Annotated in this window: 13 protein-coding genes; 6 read left to right on the forward strand and 7 right to left on the reverse strand. The window is 68.9% G+C overall.

From position 1 onward, the window contains the following. Positions 1 to 33: 33 nt before the first annotated feature. A complete protein-coding gene (locus H0X95_RS14470) occupies positions 34 to 945 on the forward strand; it encodes a hypothetical protein (protein ID WP_062885696.1) in 912 nt (303 codons plus the stop codon). Positions 946 to 960: 15 nt separating this feature from the next. Here the strand turns inward: H0X95_RS14470 and H0X95_RS14475 are convergent, their stop codons facing one another. Then, entirely contained in the window at positions 961 to 3135 is a 2175-nt protein-coding gene (locus tag H0X95_RS14475) for a DUF4132 domain-containing protein (protein ID WP_059721789.1), read from the reverse strand. A 565-nt stretch (positions 3136 to 3700) separates the two neighbouring features. Between H0X95_RS14475 and H0X95_RS14480 the strand changes: the two genes are divergently transcribed. Then, on the forward strand, positions 3701 to 5125 hold the full coding sequence (locus tag H0X95_RS14480; protein ID WP_006498434.1) for an aminotransferase-like domain-containing protein: 1425 nt from the start codon (positions 3701 to 3703) through the stop codon (positions 5123 to 5125). A gap of 57 nt (positions 5126 to 5182) precedes the next feature. Here H0X95_RS14480 and gcvA read toward each other — a convergent pair whose 3' ends face one another. Beyond that, positions 5183 to 6103: a transcriptional regulator GcvA gene (gene gcvA, locus H0X95_RS14485; RefSeq protein ID WP_006498433.1), complete on the reverse strand. Its 921-nt coding sequence runs from the start codon at positions 6101 to 6103 to the stop codon at positions 5183 to 5185. 125 nt (positions 6104 to 6228) lie between these two features. Between gcvA and H0X95_RS14490 the strand changes: the two genes are divergently transcribed. The 3 genes from H0X95_RS14490 (at position 6229) to H0X95_RS14500 (ending at position 10372) form a co-directional block, all read left to right on the forward strand. Beyond that, positions 6229 to 7575 carry an aminotransferase class III-fold pyridoxal phosphate-dependent enzyme gene (locus tag H0X95_RS14490; protein ID WP_059723891.1) on the forward strand — a complete coding sequence of 449 codons (1347 nt, stop codon included), beginning with the start codon at positions 6229 to 6231 and terminating at the stop codon, positions 7573 to 7575. Then, complete coding sequence (locus H0X95_RS14495) at positions 7572 to 8375, forward strand: enoyl-CoA hydratase-related protein (RefSeq protein ID WP_034203671.1); 804 nt, start codon at positions 7572 to 7574, stop codon at positions 8373 to 8375. Before H0X95_RS14490 ends, H0X95_RS14495 begins: the two co-directional genes overlap by 4 nt. Before the next feature lie 74 nt (positions 8376 to 8449). Then, entirely contained in the window at positions 8450 to 10372 is a 1923-nt protein-coding gene (locus H0X95_RS14500; RefSeq protein ID WP_059723893.1) for an AMP-binding protein, read from the forward strand. Between the two features lie 37 nt (positions 10373 to 10409). On the opposite strand, the gene moaD is transcribed toward H0X95_RS14500, so the two are convergent. From moaD to fdhD, 5 genes are all read right to left on the reverse strand, one after another. Further along, positions 10410 to 10667: a molybdopterin converting factor subunit 1 gene (gene moaD / locus H0X95_RS14505; protein WP_006498429.1), complete on the reverse strand. Its 258-nt coding sequence runs from the start codon at positions 10665 to 10667 to the stop codon at positions 10410 to 10412. Between the two features lie 52 nt (positions 10668 to 10719). Then, positions 10720 to 11292 carry a molybdenum cofactor biosynthesis protein MoaE gene (locus H0X95_RS14510; RefSeq protein ID WP_058903700.1) on the reverse strand — a complete coding sequence of 191 codons (573 nt, stop codon included), beginning with the start codon at positions 11290 to 11292 and terminating at the stop codon, positions 10720 to 10722. Positions 11293 to 11339: 47 nt separating this feature from the next. Then, positions 11340 to 12464 carry a GTP 3',8-cyclase MoaA gene (gene moaA, locus H0X95_RS14515; RefSeq protein ID WP_059723895.1) on the reverse strand — a complete coding sequence of 375 codons (1125 nt, stop codon included), beginning with the start codon at positions 12462 to 12464 and terminating at the stop codon, positions 11340 to 11342. 217 nt (positions 12465 to 12681) lie between these two features. Beyond that, on the reverse strand, positions 12682 to 13896 hold the full coding sequence (locus H0X95_RS14520; protein ID WP_059723896.1) for a molybdopterin molybdotransferase MoeA: 1215 nt from the start codon (positions 13894 to 13896) through the stop codon (positions 12682 to 12684). Further along, a complete protein-coding gene (gene fdhD / locus H0X95_RS14525; protein ID WP_059723898.1) occupies positions 13893 to 14762 on the reverse strand; it encodes a formate dehydrogenase accessory sulfurtransferase FdhD in 870 nt (289 codons plus the stop codon). The genes H0X95_RS14520 and fdhD overlap by 4 nt, the downstream gene beginning before the upstream one ends. Positions 14763 to 15184: 422 nt before the next feature. On the opposite strand from fdhD, the gene H0X95_RS14530 reads away from it, so the two are divergent. Continuing rightward, a complete protein-coding gene (locus H0X95_RS14530) occupies positions 15185 to 16585 on the forward strand; it encodes a cytochrome ubiquinol oxidase subunit I (RefSeq protein ID WP_006498424.1) in 1401 nt (466 codons plus the stop codon).

Raw genomic sequence — 16585 nt, forward strand, 5'->3', positions numbered from 1 at the left:
GCGCGCGGCCACCGTGCGCCCGGGAGTACCAACATGGAGACATCCGCAGCTTCGCGCGGCACGCGCCGTGCCTGGCGCGCGCTCGTCGCAGCCCTGTGTGCAGGCTGGAGCGCGCTGTCGTTCGGCGCGGAGGGCGCGAACGGCGCGGCCGCGCTGCTCGACCGCTACCGCAGCCTCGGCGCGCAACTGAAGGACAACGCGTTTCACCGGCCCGTGGTCCTCGAATCGTCGGAAGCGTCGTCGTCGCTGAAGGGCGACATCTACGCGGTCGTCGATTATCCGTTCGCGGTCGTGAACGGCCAGCTCAACGATCCCGCGCAAGGCCCCGCGAACTGGTGCGCGGTGCTGATCCTGCACCTGAACACCAAGTACTGTCACGCATCGAGCGGCGCCAACGGCCCGGTGCTCGACGTGAACCTCGGCCGCAAGATCCAGCAAAAGTTGCCGGATACCTATCGCGTGCAGTTCCGCTATCGCGTGGCGGCCGCGACGCCCGACTATTTCCAGGTCGACCTGACCGCCGACAGCGGCCCGATGGGCACGAAAGATTACCGGATCGCGCTCGAAGCCGTGCCGGTCGGCGCGTCGCGCACGTTCCTGCACCTCACGTATTCATACGGGTTCGGCACGGTCGGCCGGATGGCGATGAAGACCTACCTCGCGACGGTCGGCAGCGACAAGGTCGGGTTCACGACCGTCGGTGCCGCGTCGGCCGCGCAGCCGCAGTACATCGGCGGCGTGCGCGGGCTGCTGGAGCGCAACACGATGCGTTACTACCTCGCGATCGACACCTATCTCGCGACGCTCGACAAGCCGCTCGACCAGCGCCTCGCGCGCTGGTTCGACGCGACCGAGCAGTATCCGCAGCAACTGCACGAGGTGGAGCGCGGCGCGTATCTGCAGATGAAAGCGCAGGAGGTGCAGCGGCAGCAGACGGCGCGGTAGGCGCCTGCATCGCCGTCAATCGAGCAACCCCGCGACGACGTCGACGATTCGCTGCAGCAGCGCTTCGTCGTAGGGCAGCCACGGCACCGCGCGCAGCGGCGACGGCGGTGGCGCGATCGCCGGTTCGACCGGCTCGCCGTCGCGCGTCACGTGGCCGGTCGCGCAATGCACCGACCATGCGCCGACGCGCACGTGGCGTTCGTCGATCGTGATCTTTCCTTGCGCAACCGGCTCGGCGAACACGAGCGACAGCACGTGTTTGCGATGCTGCGCCATCACACCCAGCGGCAGATCGGACAACCGGTTCAGGCGCTGCCAGCGTTCGGCTTCGAGCTCACGCAGGCGGACCGGGTCCGCCGCGAGCGAAGCGGTCGCCGCACGTGTCGCATCGTCGTCGAGCGCGAACGCGGACACGCTGACGAGCAGGTCGACCGCGCGCGCCGCTTCCGAGAACACCACCCGATCGATCTCGCCGATCGGCAGCGGCAGCCAGCGGGCGCCGTGCCGGCGTTCGAAGTGCAGCCGGCGCGACGTACCGTGGCTTTCCGAACCCGGATAGAGGCGCGCATCGACGCGGAAGGTCGCGCGCACGTCGCCGAATTCGCGGACGAGCGCGTCGTCATAGGCACGGATCGACCAGCCTTCGCGGCGTGCGACGCCGAGCAGCGGCCGGCTCGACAGCACGTGGCCTTCGAACATCGCGGTATCGCTGGCCGACGCGTCGTCGTCGCTCGGCACGTAGTACTCGCGGAACGCCTGCCTGACCGGTTGCCGCAGCGACCGGCCGACGATCGCGCGCTGCCACGCGAGCCGCTCGTCCGCGTCGGCCAGCAGCGGGTGCCATAGCCGGATCTCGCAGTCGTCGGCGATCTCGCATGCGCGGCCGGCCGCGTCGCGCAGCACGACCTTGCCCTTGGCGATATCGGGCGTGAACGATTGCGTCGAGCCGTCGCCGCGGCGTGCCTGCCAGATCATCCGCGCCGAGAACGCGACGCCGGCCGGCGCATCGACGAGCCGCTCGCGCCATTCGGCGTGGCCGAGCGTCAGCGGCTGCCAGAAGCCGGTCTCCATGCACGTGGCGAGCATCGCGAGGGACTTTTTGTCGGGCTGCGCGTCGAGCGTCATTCGCAGCGCGGTACGCGGCCGCTCGCCGAGTGCGCGTTCGGCCGGCTTCAGGTTGCGCGCGAGTTTCTTCTGCACGCCCGCGTGACGGACGACGGCCAACGCGTCGCGCAGCGCGCGCACGCCCTCGGGCGTCGGGATCGTCTCGATCGCATGGCCGAGCGCGATGGCTAGCGATTGCGACGGCGCGGTTTTCGCGGCCGTCGGCGCGACGCATACCCCCGTCAGCAGCGGCCCGATCAGCGGGCGCAGCCATGCTTCGTCGCGATAGGCGGCCACGCGCGCGGCGCGGGACAGCACTTGCGCGTCGTCGGTCGTGAACGCGCGATCGGCTTCGTACGGCACGGCGCCGGCATGCAGCGCGGCGACCTGTCGCGCCGCTTCGGTCAGCGCGTCGCGCGCGAACGCGACGTACGCGGCTTCTTCCGCGAGCGTCACGGCCGGATCGCTGAGGTCGAGCCACAGCCGCTTCGGCGCGAAATAGCCGTCGTTCGTTGCAGCCAGTGCGAGTAGCGCGGCCGCTCCGAGTTCGGGCAACACGTCGAGTTCGCGCACGCGAAACGGCGAACCGGCCAGCGCCTGCGCACAGGCTGCGCGCCGCGCCGAGAAGTCGCGGCGGCCCGCGAACCAGTCGAGCGCATACGCGGCATAGGCCGACGCCGCGCGCAATCCGCCTTCTTCCGGTTCGTCGGCGATCCGCGCGAGTTCGGCTTGCAGCGCGGGCGACGGCAGCGCGTCGAGGTACGGCAGATCCTCGAGCGCGCGTTTCCACCCGCCGGCCGGAATGGCGCGGAAGAGTTCGAGCGCCGCATCGGCGTCGATGAGCGGCACGAGGCCGAGCGCATCGATCTGCCGGTGCACCGTGCGCGCGAATTCGGCGCGCGGGTCGCCGAACGCCTGGTCGCGCACGAGGATCTCGTGCTCGACGCGCCGCAGCGCCGGCCACACGGTGCCGAGCGCAGGCGCGTCGAGCGCCGACAGGTCGATCGGCTCGTCGATGGCGCCCGCGTGGGCGGCCGGGTCGGTCAGCCGCCCGACGAGTAGCGCTACGAGGGCGCGATCAGCCATGCGTACGTGCCCGGTCGGCCGCACCGTTCTGGCGCGATTTCTTTTGTGCCGGTCGCGCGACGCGTCTCGCGCCGCCGAGGCCGGCTACGGGTTCGATCGTGTGCTGCATGGTCTGGCTCTCATCGTGAAAAACCGTGCGGGCGCACAGTATTGCACCCCCATTGATCCGCGCGCGCGGAGGCCCGTGCGGCGGGCCTCCCGGGCCGATTCACCCGCGCCGTGCCAGCCGACCGACCGTCCGGCCATTTCATAAGACGTACAGTTTTCCCGCGATGCGCGATTCGCGCCGAACTGTACTCTTGTTCGCGTGCTCGATGTGTGTACTCGTCACCAACTGTTCTTCTCTTAAGATCCGATCATCAAGTGCACAGTGCCGCAGATCCAGTTGGTCCGGACCGCTGGCGGCGCATCTTCAAGAGAGAGCCAGTGCGATGGAAAAGGCAAAACCGGAGGGAAAGATCAGGAATCACGACGGCCCGGTCGGCGGGCGAAACACGTGCAACGCGTGCGTATCGGGCGCACACGGTGGGGCGGCGGGGCGGCGTGCGCCGGCGGGAGACGCACGATGAAACTCTATGAAAAGCTCGCGGACGATATCGAGCGCCTGATCCGCCAGGGCGTGTACCGGCACGGCGACCGGATTCCGTCGGTGCGGCAGGCGAGCCAGCAGCACCGGATCAGCATCACGACGGTGCTGCATGCGTATCTGCTGCTGGAAAGCCGCGGGCTGCTCGAAAGCCGGCCGCAGTCGGGCTATTTCGTGAACCTGCGGCGCGACGACAGCCACGCGCCGGTGCGCGAGCTGCGGCCGTCGAAGCCGATCGCGATCTCGTCGTCGGTGGACGTGAGCCGGCTCGTGCTGTCGACGCTGCGCTCGATCGGCACGGACGACGCGGTGCCGCTCGGCTCGCCGTATCCGGACCCGAGCCTGTTTCCGTTCGAGAAGCTGAACCGCTACGCGTACGCGGCCGGCCGCGACAAGTCGCTGTGGGGCGTGACCGACGGGCTGCCGCCGGGTCATCCGCGGCTGATCCGGCAGATCGCGCGCCGCTACCTGGAAAACGGGATGTCGGTGGACCCGAACGAGATCATCGTGACGGTCGGCGCGACGGAGGCGATCAACCTGTGCCTGCAGGCGGTCGCGAAGCCGGGGGACACGATCGCGGTGGAATCGCCGACGTTCTACGCGATGCTGCACGCGATCGAACGGATGGGGATGAAGGCGATCGAGGTGGCCACGCATCCGGAATACGGGATCGACATCGCGGCGCTGGCCGCGATCGCGAAGTCGCAGCCGATCGCCGCGTGCATGGTGATGCCGAACTTCCAGAACCCGCTGGGTTTCCAGATGCCGGACGAGCGCAAGCGCGAACTGGTTGAGTTCGCAACCAAGTCCGGGATGCCGATCATCGAGAACGGTGTGTATAACGAACTGTATTTCGGCGATACGCATCCGAGTTCGCTGAAGTCCTACGACCGGACCGGGATCGTGCTGCATTGTTCGTCGTTCTCGAAGAGCCTGACGGCTGCATACCGGATCGGCTGGGCGCTACCGGGCCGCTATCGCGATCAGGTCGAGAAGCTGAAGTTCCTGAATACGCTCGCGACGCCGTCGTTGCCGCAACTGGCGATTGCGGAGTTTCTCGAACGCGACGGCTACGAGCATCACCTGCGGCGCTTGCGCAAGGCGTATGCGCAGCAGGCGAACCTGATGCGCGCGATGGTGTCGCGGTTCTTTCCGGAAGGCACGCGCATTTCGAGCCCGGCGGGCGGCTACGTGCTGTGGGTCGAGTTGCCCGCGCAGGTCGATGCGATGCGGCTGTACCAGCTCGCGCTGGAGCAGGGGATCACGATCGGGCCGGGCTACATGTTCTCGATCACCGACAACTACCGGAACTTCATCCGCCTGAACTACAGCAGCCCGTGGTCGCCGGAGATCGAGCAGGCGGTGATCACGGTCGGGAAGCTGGCCGCGGCGTGCATGCGGTGAACGGGCGGGTGACATGGATCGCGGGCGGCGGGACCTGCCGCGTGCGATTCATGTCGTTCAAGCCCAGCCGGCCGCCGAAAACGACCGTGCGGCCGATCGCAGCCAACTGCAGAACGCATCGATTTGCGGCCGCGCGGCGGCCGCGCGCGTCGTCAACAGATGGTAGCTGTAGGGGCCTTGCACCGGCTTGCCCGGCGCAATGGCCAGCAGCCCTTGCCTGACCGCATCGGCGGCGAGGACGTCCGACGCCACGGCCACGCCCTGACCCGCGATCGCGGCATCGAGCGTCAGATAGGTATGCGAGAAGCTCGGCCCCTGTCGCAAACGCGCCGCGCTCGCGTGCCCGTCCTGCATCCGGCACCAGCGCACCCAGTCCACCTGCTCCGGAATGCGCGCCTCGTATTCGTCGTGCAGCAGGGTTGCACGCAACACGTCGTCCACGGTGCGCAGCGGCTTGCATAGCGACGGTTGGCCGACCGCGAGGAACGTTTCCGACATCAGCTTTTCCGCGACGAGCCCCGGATAGGGGCCCCCACCCAGGCGGATCGCCACGTCCACGCGCTCGCGGCTGAAGTCGACGGCGGGCACCGAAGCCAGCAGGCGCACCTCGATGTCGGGATGCAGCCGCCGGAACTCGCCCAGGCGCGGCATCAGCCAACGCGTGACGAACGACGGCATCGCGGTGACCGTTACTTCCGGCGAATCCGCGGCCTGCCGGATGTCGAGCGACGCGCGCTCGAGCTCGTCCATCAAGCGCTCGATTTCCAGGAAGTAGCGCCGCCCGATCTCCGTCAACTGGACCGACCGGGCGCCACGCATGAACAACGGCGTGCCCAGCCACTCCTCCAGCAGCCGCACCTGATGACCCACCGCACCGGACGTGACGCACAGCTCGTCACCTGCCCGGGCGAAGCCGCCATGGCGCGCGGCCGCCTCGAATGCGCGGACGGAGAGCAGCGGTGGAAGTTGTCGCGACATGACTGAATTGAATTAAGGCTCAGTGCGGAAACGTTTGATTTGTTACGCGGGAAAGGCCTGCTTAATCTACAAGCCTCCTGTCACGAGGCTCAGAAATAGTGAGCCATGCCATTTCCGGAGTCAACATGGATCTCAGCATTCACGGCGAGTCGAATCCCGCGCTCGCGTCGTCGTTTCGAAAGGTGCTCGTGCCCTGGGCGGTCCAGGGCGGGCTCAATCCGCCGGTCATCACGCATGCGCACGGATGCTACTTCTACGATGCGAACGGCAAGCGCTACCTGGACCTCACCAGCGGCTATGTCGCGGTGTCGTTGGGACATGGCCATCCGAAGGTGGTCGAGGCGATCCAGGCGCAGGCCGCGCGCATGTGCTGGGTCGCGTCCAGCTACTTCAACGACGTGCGCGCCGAATACGCGGAACGTCTGAACAGCGTTTCGCCGTGGCCGGAAGGGCTGCGCGTGCACTTCACCTGCGGCGGTGCCGAGGCGAACGACGATGCGGTGAAGATCGCGCGGTTGGTGACACGCCGGCCCAAGGTGCTGACCGCCTACCGGTCGTATCACGGCAGCACACTCGGCGCGAGCGCGATGACGGGCGTGGACCGCTGGCGCGATCCGTTCCCGGCGCTGTCGGGCATGGTGAAGTTCTTTGCGCCGTATCCGTATCGCAGCCCGTTCCATACGTCGGAGCCGGCCGAGGAAACCCGGCGCGCCCTCGATCACCTGGCGCGCGTCCTTTCGCACGAAGGCGCACAGAACGTGGCCGCGATCCTGATGGAGCCGATGACGGGATCGAGCGGGGTCGTCGTCTACCCGCCGGGGTATCTCGCAGGCGTTCGCGACCTGTGCGACCGGCACGGCATCCTGCTGGTCTTCGACGAGATCATGACGGGCTTCGGGCGCACGGGGGCATTGTTCTGCGCCGAGCGGGTCGGCGTGTTGCCGGACCTGATTTCGTTCGCCAAGGGGGCCAGCTCTTCGTATACGCCCCTTGGCGGCGTCCTGGTGCGCGAAGGCGTGGCCCGCCACTTCGATACGGAACTCTTCGACGTGGGCCACACGCATGCGGGCCATGTACTGGCGGTCGCCGGCGGCCTCGCGGCACTGAAGGTCTATCTGGAAGAGGGCTTGTTCGAGCGGGCGCGCGAGATCGAAGGCTGGCTGCGCGACGGTCTCGGCGAGCTGGCGGAGCGTCATTCGTCGATCGGCGACGTGCGGGGCATGGGCGCCCAGTTCGGCATCGAGCTGGTGCGCGACCGGGAAACGCGCGAGCCGCTCGTCGAGTGGCACCACCCGGCGGGATCGGCGCCGATGCGCGCGTTCTATGGCGAACTGCTGAAGCGCGGCGTTCACGCGTACGGGCGCTACAACGTGGTGATCGTGACGCCGCCGCTCGTCATCTCGCGCACGGAGCTGGACGAGGGGCTCGACGCGCTCGACGCGGCGCTGACGGTGTTGGAGGCCGCGCGATGAACTACGAGGACATCCTGTATCGCGAAGCAGGCGGCGTGGCGACGATCACGATCAACCGTCCGTCGGTGTACAACGCGTTCCGCGCGAGGACGGTCGACGAACTGCTGCACGCGTTTCAGCAGGCGGGCTGGAATCCGGAGATCGGCGTGATCGTGCTGACCGGCGCCGGCGACCAGGCCTTTTGCACCGGCGGCGACCAGACGAGCCACGGCGATGGCGGCTACGGCGGGCGCGGCACGATCGGCTTGCCCGTGGACGCGTTGCAGAGCCTGATCCGCGACGTGCCGAAGCCGGTGATCGCGCGCGTCAACGGCTATGCGATCGGCGGCGGCAACGTGCTCGTGACGGTGTGCGACCTGGCGATCGCGAGCGAAGCGGCGCAGCTCGGGCAGGTGGGGCCCAGGGTGGGGTCGGTGGATCCCGGCTTCGGCACGGCGTTGCTCGCCCGCGTCCTCGGCGAAAAACGCGCGCGGGAAGTGTGGTTCCTGTGCCGGCGCTACACGGCGCGCGACGCGCTTGCGATGGGGTGGCTCAATGCGGTCGTGCCTGCCGATCGGCTCGACGGGGAAGTCGCGCGATGGTGCGACGAAATCCTTGCACTGAGCCCCACGGCGCTCGCGATCGCCAAGCGGTCGTTCAATGCGGACTCCGAGCATATCCGCGCGATCGGTGCGCTGGGATTCGAGGCGCTGTCGCTGTACTACGCCACCGACGAGTCGAAAGAGGGCACACGCGCCTTCCGCGAACGGCGCAAGCCCGCTTTCCGGCGCGCAAAGGCACGCCATGATCCTCAACCCTGAACGGTCGCCCTGCCTGCTCGACGCGATCCGGCAGGGCGGCATCGTGCGACAGACGATTCGGACGGAGCACTTTGATGAGCACCACTGACGTACTTTGGCAACCACCGGCCGACTGGCGGACCAGCACGCTGCTGGGTGAACTCTGCGCGCGCGTGGGCGCCTCGTCGTTCGAAGATCTGATCGGGATGTCGCTGCATGAGCCGCAACGCTACTGGGCCGCGGTGATGGCGCACCTGCAGTTCCAGTGGCGGATGCTGCCGCGGCGGCATGTCGATCTTGCGAGCGGGCCCGCGTTTCCGCGATGGTTCCCCGGCGGTCGGCTGAACTGGGTCGATCATGTGCTTGCGCACGCGGACGGCCCGCGTGCGCTGCAGGCGGCGGTCGTCACGGAGACGGAGGACGGGCGCGTCAGCACGACCAGTTATGCCGCGCTGGCTCGGGATGTACGGCAACGGGCGTCGCGGCTGGGCGCGCTCGGCGTCGGCGCGGGCGATCGGGTCGGCATCATGATGACGATGGGGGCGCAGGCCGCGGCCAGCCTGATTGCCGTATCGGCGCTCGGCGCGATCGCCGTGCCGCTGTTCACCGGCTTCGGGGCGGACGCCGTCGCCGCGCGACTGACGCTGGCCGACGCGCGTGTGTTGCTGGCGAGCGGCGGCTACCTGCGCCGCGGACGCACCGTCGACCTGAAACCGGTATTCGACGCATTGCAGGAACGGATGCCGGGTTTGCGCATCGTTATCCAGGGCGACGAGCCGGCGGGCCCCGTCACGCCAGACGCCCGATCTTCGCTGCACGCGGCGGCGCCCCATGCGTTCCCCGCGCAGGACCCCGACCAGCCGTTCATGATCGTTTTCACATCGGGAACGACAGGGTCGCCAAAGGGCACGGTGCATACGCATGCCGGCTTCCCGTTGAAGATCCTGCACGATTGCGCATACCACTTCGAGTTGCGCCCCGGCGACCGCTGGCTGTGGCCGAGCGACATGGGCTGGATCGTCGGCCCGCTCACGACGATCGGCGCGCTTGTCCGCGGCGCGACCCTGGTGTGCTACGACGGCGCGCCCGACTATCCGGACGCCGGGCGTCTGGCCGAAGTCGTCGACCGCCACCAGGTCACGCACTTCGGTGCGTCGCCCACGCTGATCCGCAGTCTGGCGGCGTCGCCGCGGGCGGTCGACGGCGCGGTGCTGGACAGCCTGCGCGTGCTGATGGTGGCCGGCGAGGTGATCGACCCGGATCACTTCGCGTGGTTCTTCCATGCGTTCGGCCGGTCGCGGTTGCCGGTGATCAACTACAGCGGCGGCACGGAGGCGTCGGGCGCGCTGTTGGGCAATGTTCCCGTGCGCCCGATCCGTGCGTGCGCTTTCAACGCCGTATCGCCGGGCGTCGACGCGTTCGCGGCCGACGAGCAAGGGCGGCGCGTGCGCGGCGTTCCCGGTGAACTGGTGATCGCCGCGCCGTTCGTCGGGATGACGTCGGGATTCTGGAACGCGGCCGACCGCTACGAGGAAACGTACTGGCGCCAGCGGCCCGGGCTGTGGACGCATGGCGACCTGCTGCTCGAAGACGATGACGGACAATTCTTCATCCTCGGCCGCGCGGACGACACGCTGAAGATTGCCGGCAAGCGGCTGGGGCCGGCCGAGGTCGAGTCGGTCGTGCTCGGGTCGCCGCTCGTGCGCGACGTGGCGGCCGTTTCGCTGCCCGATCCGGTGAAAGGGGAGCGGCTGGTGGTTTGCGTCAGTACCCAAGGCGAACCGCCGGGCGCGCTGGCGACCTCGCTGGCCGACCGGATCGAGGCGGCGCTGGGCAAGCCGTTCCGTCCGGGCATCGTACATCTCGTGCCCGATCTGCCGCGCACGCGCAACGGCAAGGTCATGCGCCGCGTGGTGCGAAACGTGTTGCGGGGCTTGCCGCCGGGCGACGTGAGCGCCCTCGAGAACCCGGCGGCGCTTGCAGCCTTGCAGGCGCTGGCCGGTCAGGGCACGGCATGACGGATCGACATCGGAACGGGCGGGGCGCGGTGTAACGTCATCCGCCCGTCACCGGTGGAAAGAACGCAACTTCGCTGTCCTCGCGCACGACGAATTCCCCGGTCACCATTTCGAGGTTCACGGCCGCCCGCACCGGGCGGTCCATCCGCAGCGCGTCCGCACTGCGCGCGTCGCGTGCGGCCAGCGTGCCGCGCAGCGCGTCGACGGTGAGTTCGCGCGCATCGATCTCGACGGTTTCCTCGTCGAGCGCCAGTTGTTCGCGAATGCTCGCGAAGTATTTGATCGTCAGTTTCATCGAGTGGTCTCGGGCAGGAGCGGCGGAATCGGAAAACGCGAAGCGGGTGCGGTCAGCCCCAGCGCCGCATCGCCAGGTCGTCGTGCGCTTTCGCCTCGACCCAGCCGGATTCGCCGTCGTGCCGGATTTCCTTCTTCCAGAACGGCGCATGGGTCTTCAGGAAATCCATCAGGAATTCGCATGCATCGAACGCGGACGCGCGATGCGCGGCGGCCACCACGACCAGCACGACCGGCTGGCCGAGCGGAATGCGGCCGACGCGGTGCACGATCCTGACCGCTTCGAGCCGCCAGCGCGCGGTGGCCTCCTCGACGATGCTCCACAGTGCCTGTTCGGTCATCGTCGGGTAGTGCTCGACTTCCAGCGCGACGACGTCGTCGACGTCACCTTCCTTGCGCACGACCCCGAGAAAGTTCACGACCGCGCCGACATTCGGATTGCGAACGATCGGCGCCAGCTCCGCGCCCGCGTCGATCGGCGCATGCTGCACGCGTACTTCGAAGCCCGCGGCAATCGCGGGCGCCGATTCGGGGTGCGGGTCGGTCGCGTCGACGGGCGGCGGCGGGCTGGCGGCACGCAGCGGATCGTCCGGCAGCCCGGCGCGGGATTCGGTGAAGGTCGTCATGACAGGTTCTCCAGTGGGCGGCGCATCCGGTGTCGCGCGGCGGCCCGTCAGCCGCCGACGAGCGACATGCGCACGGTCGGATAGGTCTTGCCCGGCGCGCGGGCCGGCCGTGCGGCCCGGCGCTCGGAATAGCGGTCGTCGCGCTGCGTCCAGCGTGCGCGCACGGCGGCGGCGAGGTCGGCGCTCGACGCCGCGTCGTCGAGCCACGGCCGCAGGTCGGTGCCTTGCGTCGCGAACAGGCACGTATAAAGCTGGCCGTCGGCCGACACGCGGGCGCGCGAGCAGGTGCCGCAGAACGGATGCGACACGCTGGCGATGAAGCCGACTTCGCCCGCGCCGTCGATGTGCGCGCAACGGATCGCGGTGGCGTCGTGCCCCGGCTCGCCGACGAGCACGAGCGGATAGTGGGCGTCGATCAGCTCGCGCATCCGCGCGGCCGGCACCACCTTGTCGCCGGACCAGTAGCTGGCGCCGCCGACGTCCATGTATTCGATGAAACGCACGGCTACGCCCGTATGCCGGAAGTGCCGCACGAGCGGCAGGATCTGCTCGTCGTTCACGCCGCGCTCGATCACCGCGTTGACCTTGACCGGCGCGAGCCCGGCCGCATGCGCGGCCTCGATGCCGGCCAGCACGCGCGCCACGGGCACGTCCGCGTCGCTCATCCGGCGGAACACCGCGTCGTCGAGCGCATCGAGGCTCACGGTCACGCGCGACAGCCCCGCATCGCGCAATGTGCGTGCCTTCGCGGCGAGCAGCGAGCCGTTGGTCGTCAGCGCGATTTCGACCGGCTTGCCGTCGATGGTGGTCAGCGCGGCCAGCCGTTCGATCAGCGCTTCGAGGTGGCGGCGCAGCAGCGGTTCGCCGCCCGTGATGCGGATTTTCTCGACGCCGAGCGACGTGAAGGCGTGCGCGATCTTTTCCAGTTGCGCGAACGACAGGCGCTCGGACGACGGCATGAACGCGTAGTCGGCGCCGAAGCTTTCGCGCGGCATGCAGTAGCCGCAGCGGAAATTGCACTGGTCGATCACGGACAGGCGCAGGTCGCGCAGCGGGCGGCCGAGCGTGTCGGACGGGCGGGGGAAGGCGCCGGGCGATGCGCCGCCGGATGAAGCGGCGACGGCCGGCGCGGCGGAAACGATGGCATTCACGATCGGGTCGTCGGCCTGCATGAAGTAAGCGGAGGGGCGTCGCCGTTCGGCCGTGCGGGTGCCGACGTGTCGGCGCACAGGTCGTGACGAGCCTCATCGTGAGCATAGTCCGCCGGATTTTTCCGGCAGAGACACAATCGCGCCCGAATTGCAGGAATACAGTTCGCCGCGCCGGACGCGCGACAGGCGCGGCGAATGGCGCGAATGCGTCGCGCCGGGCGGGTAGTCGGCGTCGTGTTCATGCGAGCCAGGGAGTGAATTCGTAGTACGGAACCGCGTCGCCGCGCGCGAGCGTGCGCCCGGCCGGCAGCCGCGCGAGCCCGGTTGCCTGCACGAGCGACTGCAGCGTGCCGGCGCCTTGCTGGCGCAACGTGTCGAGCATGGGCGCGCCATCGGCGCCGACGATGCGCCGCACGCGCACGAAGCGTTCGCGCTGCGCATCCGGCTCGAAGCCGGTATCGATCGGCAGCGACGGCACGACCGGCAGGCAAGCGTCGCGCCCCTGCAGGCGGCGGATCAGCGGCGCGACGAACAGCGCGAACGCCGTCATCGCGGCGCCCGGATTGCCGGGCAGCAGTACCACGGGCCGCGCATCGAGCCGCGCGAGCGCGACCGGCTTGCCGGGCTTCATGCGCACACCGGTGACGAGGAACGACGCACCGAGCGCGGCCAGCGCGGGGCGCAGCAGGTCCTTGTCGCCAACCGACGCGCCGCCGACGCAGATCACGAGGTCGCACCGCGCGTGCAGGTCGCGCAGCGCCCGCTCGACGGCGGCCGGCGTATCGGCCGCATGCAGGCTCATCGCGACGTCGGCGCCGGTTCCCGCGGCCAGCGCGGCGAGCATCGGCGCGTTGCTGTTGTAGATCTGCTGCGGCGCACGCGGCTGGCCGCACGCGATCAATTCATCGCCGGTCGTCAGGATGCCGACGCGCAACGCCGCCCGCACGTCGATCCGCGCGAACCCCTGCGCGGCGGCCACCCCGACGTGCATCGCGCCCATCCGCACGCCGGCCGGCACGAGCAGGTCGCCGGCGCGCACTTCCTCGCCGCGGCGGCGGATGTGCGAACCGATGCGTTGCGGCGCGTCGAACGTGACGCCGCCGTCCTGTTCGTGCGCATGCTCCTGCATCACGACGGTGTCGGCGCCGGGCGGAATCAGGCTGCCGGTGAACAGGCGTGCGGCGGTGCGCGGCGCGAGCGGCGCGGGCGTGTCGCCTGCATAGCAGCGCTGCGCGACGCGCAGCGGCTCGCCGTGCGCGAGGTCGGCGTGCCGCACGGCATAGCCGTCCATCGCGCTCTGGTCGGCCGGCGGCTGGTCGAGCACCGCGGTCAGCGGCGCGGCCAGCACGTGGCCGGCCGCGTCGGCGACCGGCAGGGACGCGGCGGCCGCGAGCGGCGCGAACGCACCGGCGAATTGCTGCTGTGCGGTATCGAAATCGAACAGGGGTTTCATGACGAATGGACCGGGTGCACCGGTGCAGGCAGTGGGTCGAGGTGAACGGCGGCGGGCGACACGTATTCGACGAAGCCGTCGTCGCGGCAGAAACCGACCAGCCGCACGCCGGCTTCGCGGGCGACGTCGATCGCGAGCGACGTCGGCGCCGAGATCGTCGCGAGCATCGGGATGCCGACCCGCGCGGCCTTGCGCACCAGTTCGTAGCTCGCGCGGCTCGACAGGAACACGAAGCCCGCGCGCAGGTCGGCGCGGCGGCGCGCGAGCTGGCCGATCAGCTTGTCGAGCGCGTTGTGGCGGCCGACGTCCTCGAACACGTCGAGCACGGCGCCGTCGCGGTCGCACCACGCGGCCGCGTGGATGCCGCCCGTTTCGCGCATCAGCGTCTGCCGGGCCGGCAGCGCACGCGCGGCGCGCGCGATCGCATCGGCGCCGATGCCCGCGGCCGTGCCGGCGGCCGCGATCCACGGCGGGTGCAGGTCGAGCTGCGCGATGCTTTCGATGCCGCACACGCCGCAGCCCGTGCGGCCGGCCAGCGCGCGGCGGTGCGCCTTCAGCGCCATGAACGCCTGCTGCGACACCGTGAGCCGGACTTCGGCGCTGCCGGGCCGGCATTCGCTTTCGATGTCGAAGACGTCCGACGCGCGCTCGACGATGCCTTCGCTCAGCGCGAAGCCGAGGCCGAACGCGTCGAGGTCGATCGGCGTCGCCATCATGACCGTGTGCGCGATGCCGTTGAACACGAGTGCAACCGGGGTTTCGTCGACGACGCGATCGACGGTGTCGCACGCGGCGCCGGCGCGGTGGCGCGTCACCTGACATGCGGTGCTGCCGGTCGGATCGTCGCGGCGGGTGCAGGACTCCATGCGGGTTTCTCCAGGCGGGACGGCCGGCGGGCCGGCCGGGCTCGGCGCGGGCGCCGAACGACGGGATTCGATGCCGCCGGGCGGGCGCCGCAGGGCGCACGACCGCCGCGGGCAGGCGTTGCATAACATGTTAAGTGGAGTGAACAGTGCGTCGCAGACACAGCGCCGCCACGCGGAAAGCAGTACAGCTGAGCGTCCCGCCGGCACGGAAACTATTTTCCGTGCACACATCTTTGGCGGCGCAAGCAGCACAGTTTCAGCGCACGTTCGAGTGATTGCGAGTATCGTTGCAAACGCGATATCGTCATTCACGCTTCGATGCCATGCGAGTGACCCGTTGTGTTCGCATGTGTCATCGCCAAGCCGTCGCGCGATTTCCTGCTTCGGGCGTACGTCCTCACAACCACGAGCAAATTACGGTCATGGAAATCTTCGATGCGTTCCATCTCGCCCGATTGCAATTCGCATTCACGGTGTCGTTCCACATCGTGTTCCCCGCGATCAGCATCGGCATGGCGAGCTTCCTGGCGGTGCTGGAATGGCGCTATCTCGTCACCGGCGACGCCGCCTACAAATCCATGTTTCAGTTCTGGTCGAAGATCTTCGCGATCGGTTTCGGCATGGGCGTGGTCTCCGGCGTCGTGATGGCGTACGAGTTCGGCACCAACTGGGCCGGCTTCTCGCGCGTCGCGGGCAACATCACGGGGCCGCTGCTCACGTATGAAGTCCTGACGGCGTTCTTCCTCGAAGCCGGCTTCCTCGGCGTGATGCTGTTCGGCTGGCAGCGCGTCAGCCCGCGCGCGCACTTCTTCGCGACGCTGATGGTCGCGGTCGGCACGCTGATCTCGACGTTCTGGATTCTCGCGTCGAACAGCTTCATGCAGACGCCGCAAGGCTACAAGATCGAGAACGGCCTCGTCGTGCCGGTCGACTGGTTCAAGGTCGTCTTCAACCCGTCGTTTCCGTACCGTCTCGTGCACATGACGATCGCGGCGTTCATCGTCGCGGGCTTCATCGTCGCCGCGTGCGGCGCGTGGCACCTGCTGAAGGGGCGTCGCGACGAACCGGTGAAGCGCAGCTTCTCGATGGCGCTGTGGATGCTGCTGGTGCTCGCGCCGATCCAGATCGTCGTCGGCGACGCGCACGGGCTGAACACGCGCGAATACCAGCCGGCGAAGATCGCGGCGATCGAAGGGCTGTGGGAAACCGAGAAGGGCGGCACCGCGCTGAACCTCGTCGGGCTGCCCGACATGCAGGCCGAAACCACCCGCTATGCGATCCAGGTGCCGCACCTCGGCAGCCTGATCCTCACGCACAGCTGGGACGGCGAGATCCGCGGGCTGAAGGAATTCCCGCCGCAGGACCGTCCGTATTCGCCGATCATCTTCTGGACGTTCCGGATCATGGCCGGCCTCGGGATGCTGATGCTGCTGACCGCGCTGCTCGGGCTGCTGCTGAGAAAGGGCGGGCGCCTGTATGAAACGCGCTGGTTCCAGTGGTTCGTGGTGGCGATGGGGCCGTCGGGCATCGTCGCGCTGCTGGCCGGCTGGATCACGACCGAGGTCGGGCGGCAGCCGTGGACCGTATACGGCGTGCTGCGCACCATCGATTCGGTCTCCCCGCTCGACGCTCAGCAGGTCGGCGTGTCGCTGCTGGTCTTCGTGGTCGTGTATTTCCTGGTATTCGGAACGGGTATCTACTACATGATGAAGCTGATGAAGCGCGGGCCGGCGGCCCAGGCCGGCTACATCGAACTGCACCGGCATCCGGGGCTGCGCAAGAGCGCGCTGTCCACGCCGCTGAACGTCACCGAGGCGGAGTAA

The sequence above is a fragment of the Burkholderia sp. 9779_493 genome, from assembly GCF_015712215.1.
Classification (GTDB): Bacteria; Pseudomonadota; Gammaproteobacteria; order Burkholderiales; family Burkholderiaceae; genus Burkholderia; species Burkholderia cenocepacia.

Excerpts from the sequence above, each read along its gene's own strand:
- H0X95_RS14470 (WP_062885696.1), top strand. The coding sequence starts at position 34 with ATGGAGACATCCGCAGCTTCGCGCGGCACGCGCCGTGCCTGGCGCGCG.
- H0X95_RS14475 (WP_059721789.1), bottom strand. The coding sequence starts at position 3,135 with ATGGCTGATCGCGCCCTCGTAGCGCTACTCGTCGGGCGGCTGACCGAC.
- H0X95_RS14480 (WP_006498434.1), top strand. The coding sequence starts at position 3,701 with ATGAAACTCTATGAAAAGCTCGCGGACGATATCGAGCGCCTGATCCGC.
- gcvA (WP_006498433.1), bottom strand. The coding sequence starts at position 6,103 with ATGTCGCGACAACTTCCACCGCTGCTCTCCGTCCGCGCATTCGAGGCG.
- H0X95_RS14490 (WP_059723891.1), top strand. The coding sequence starts at position 6,229 with ATGGATCTCAGCATTCACGGCGAGTCGAATCCCGCGCTCGCGTCGTCG.
- H0X95_RS14495 (WP_034203671.1), top strand. The coding sequence starts at position 7,572 with ATGAACTACGAGGACATCCTGTATCGCGAAGCAGGCGGCGTGGCGACG.
- H0X95_RS14500 (WP_059723893.1), top strand. The coding sequence starts at position 8,450 with ATGAGCACCACTGACGTACTTTGGCAACCACCGGCCGACTGGCGGACC.
- moaD (WP_006498429.1), bottom strand. The coding sequence starts at position 10,667 with ATGAAACTGACGATCAAATACTTCGCGAGCATTCGCGAACAACTGGCG.
- H0X95_RS14510 (WP_058903700.1), bottom strand. The coding sequence starts at position 11,292 with ATGACGACCTTCACCGAATCCCGCGCCGGGCTGCCGGACGATCCGCTG.
- moaA (WP_059723895.1), bottom strand. The coding sequence starts at position 12,464 with ATGCAGGCCGACGACCCGATCGTGAATGCCATCGTTTCCGCCGCGCCG.
- H0X95_RS14520 (WP_059723896.1), bottom strand. The coding sequence starts at position 13,896 with ATGAAACCCCTGTTCGATTTCGATACCGCACAGCAGCAATTCGCCGGT.
- fdhD (WP_059723898.1), bottom strand. The coding sequence starts at position 14,762 with ATGGAGTCCTGCACCCGCCGCGACGATCCGACCGGCAGCACCGCATGT.
- H0X95_RS14530 (WP_006498424.1), top strand. The coding sequence starts at position 15,185 with ATGGAAATCTTCGATGCGTTCCATCTCGCCCGATTGCAATTCGCATTC.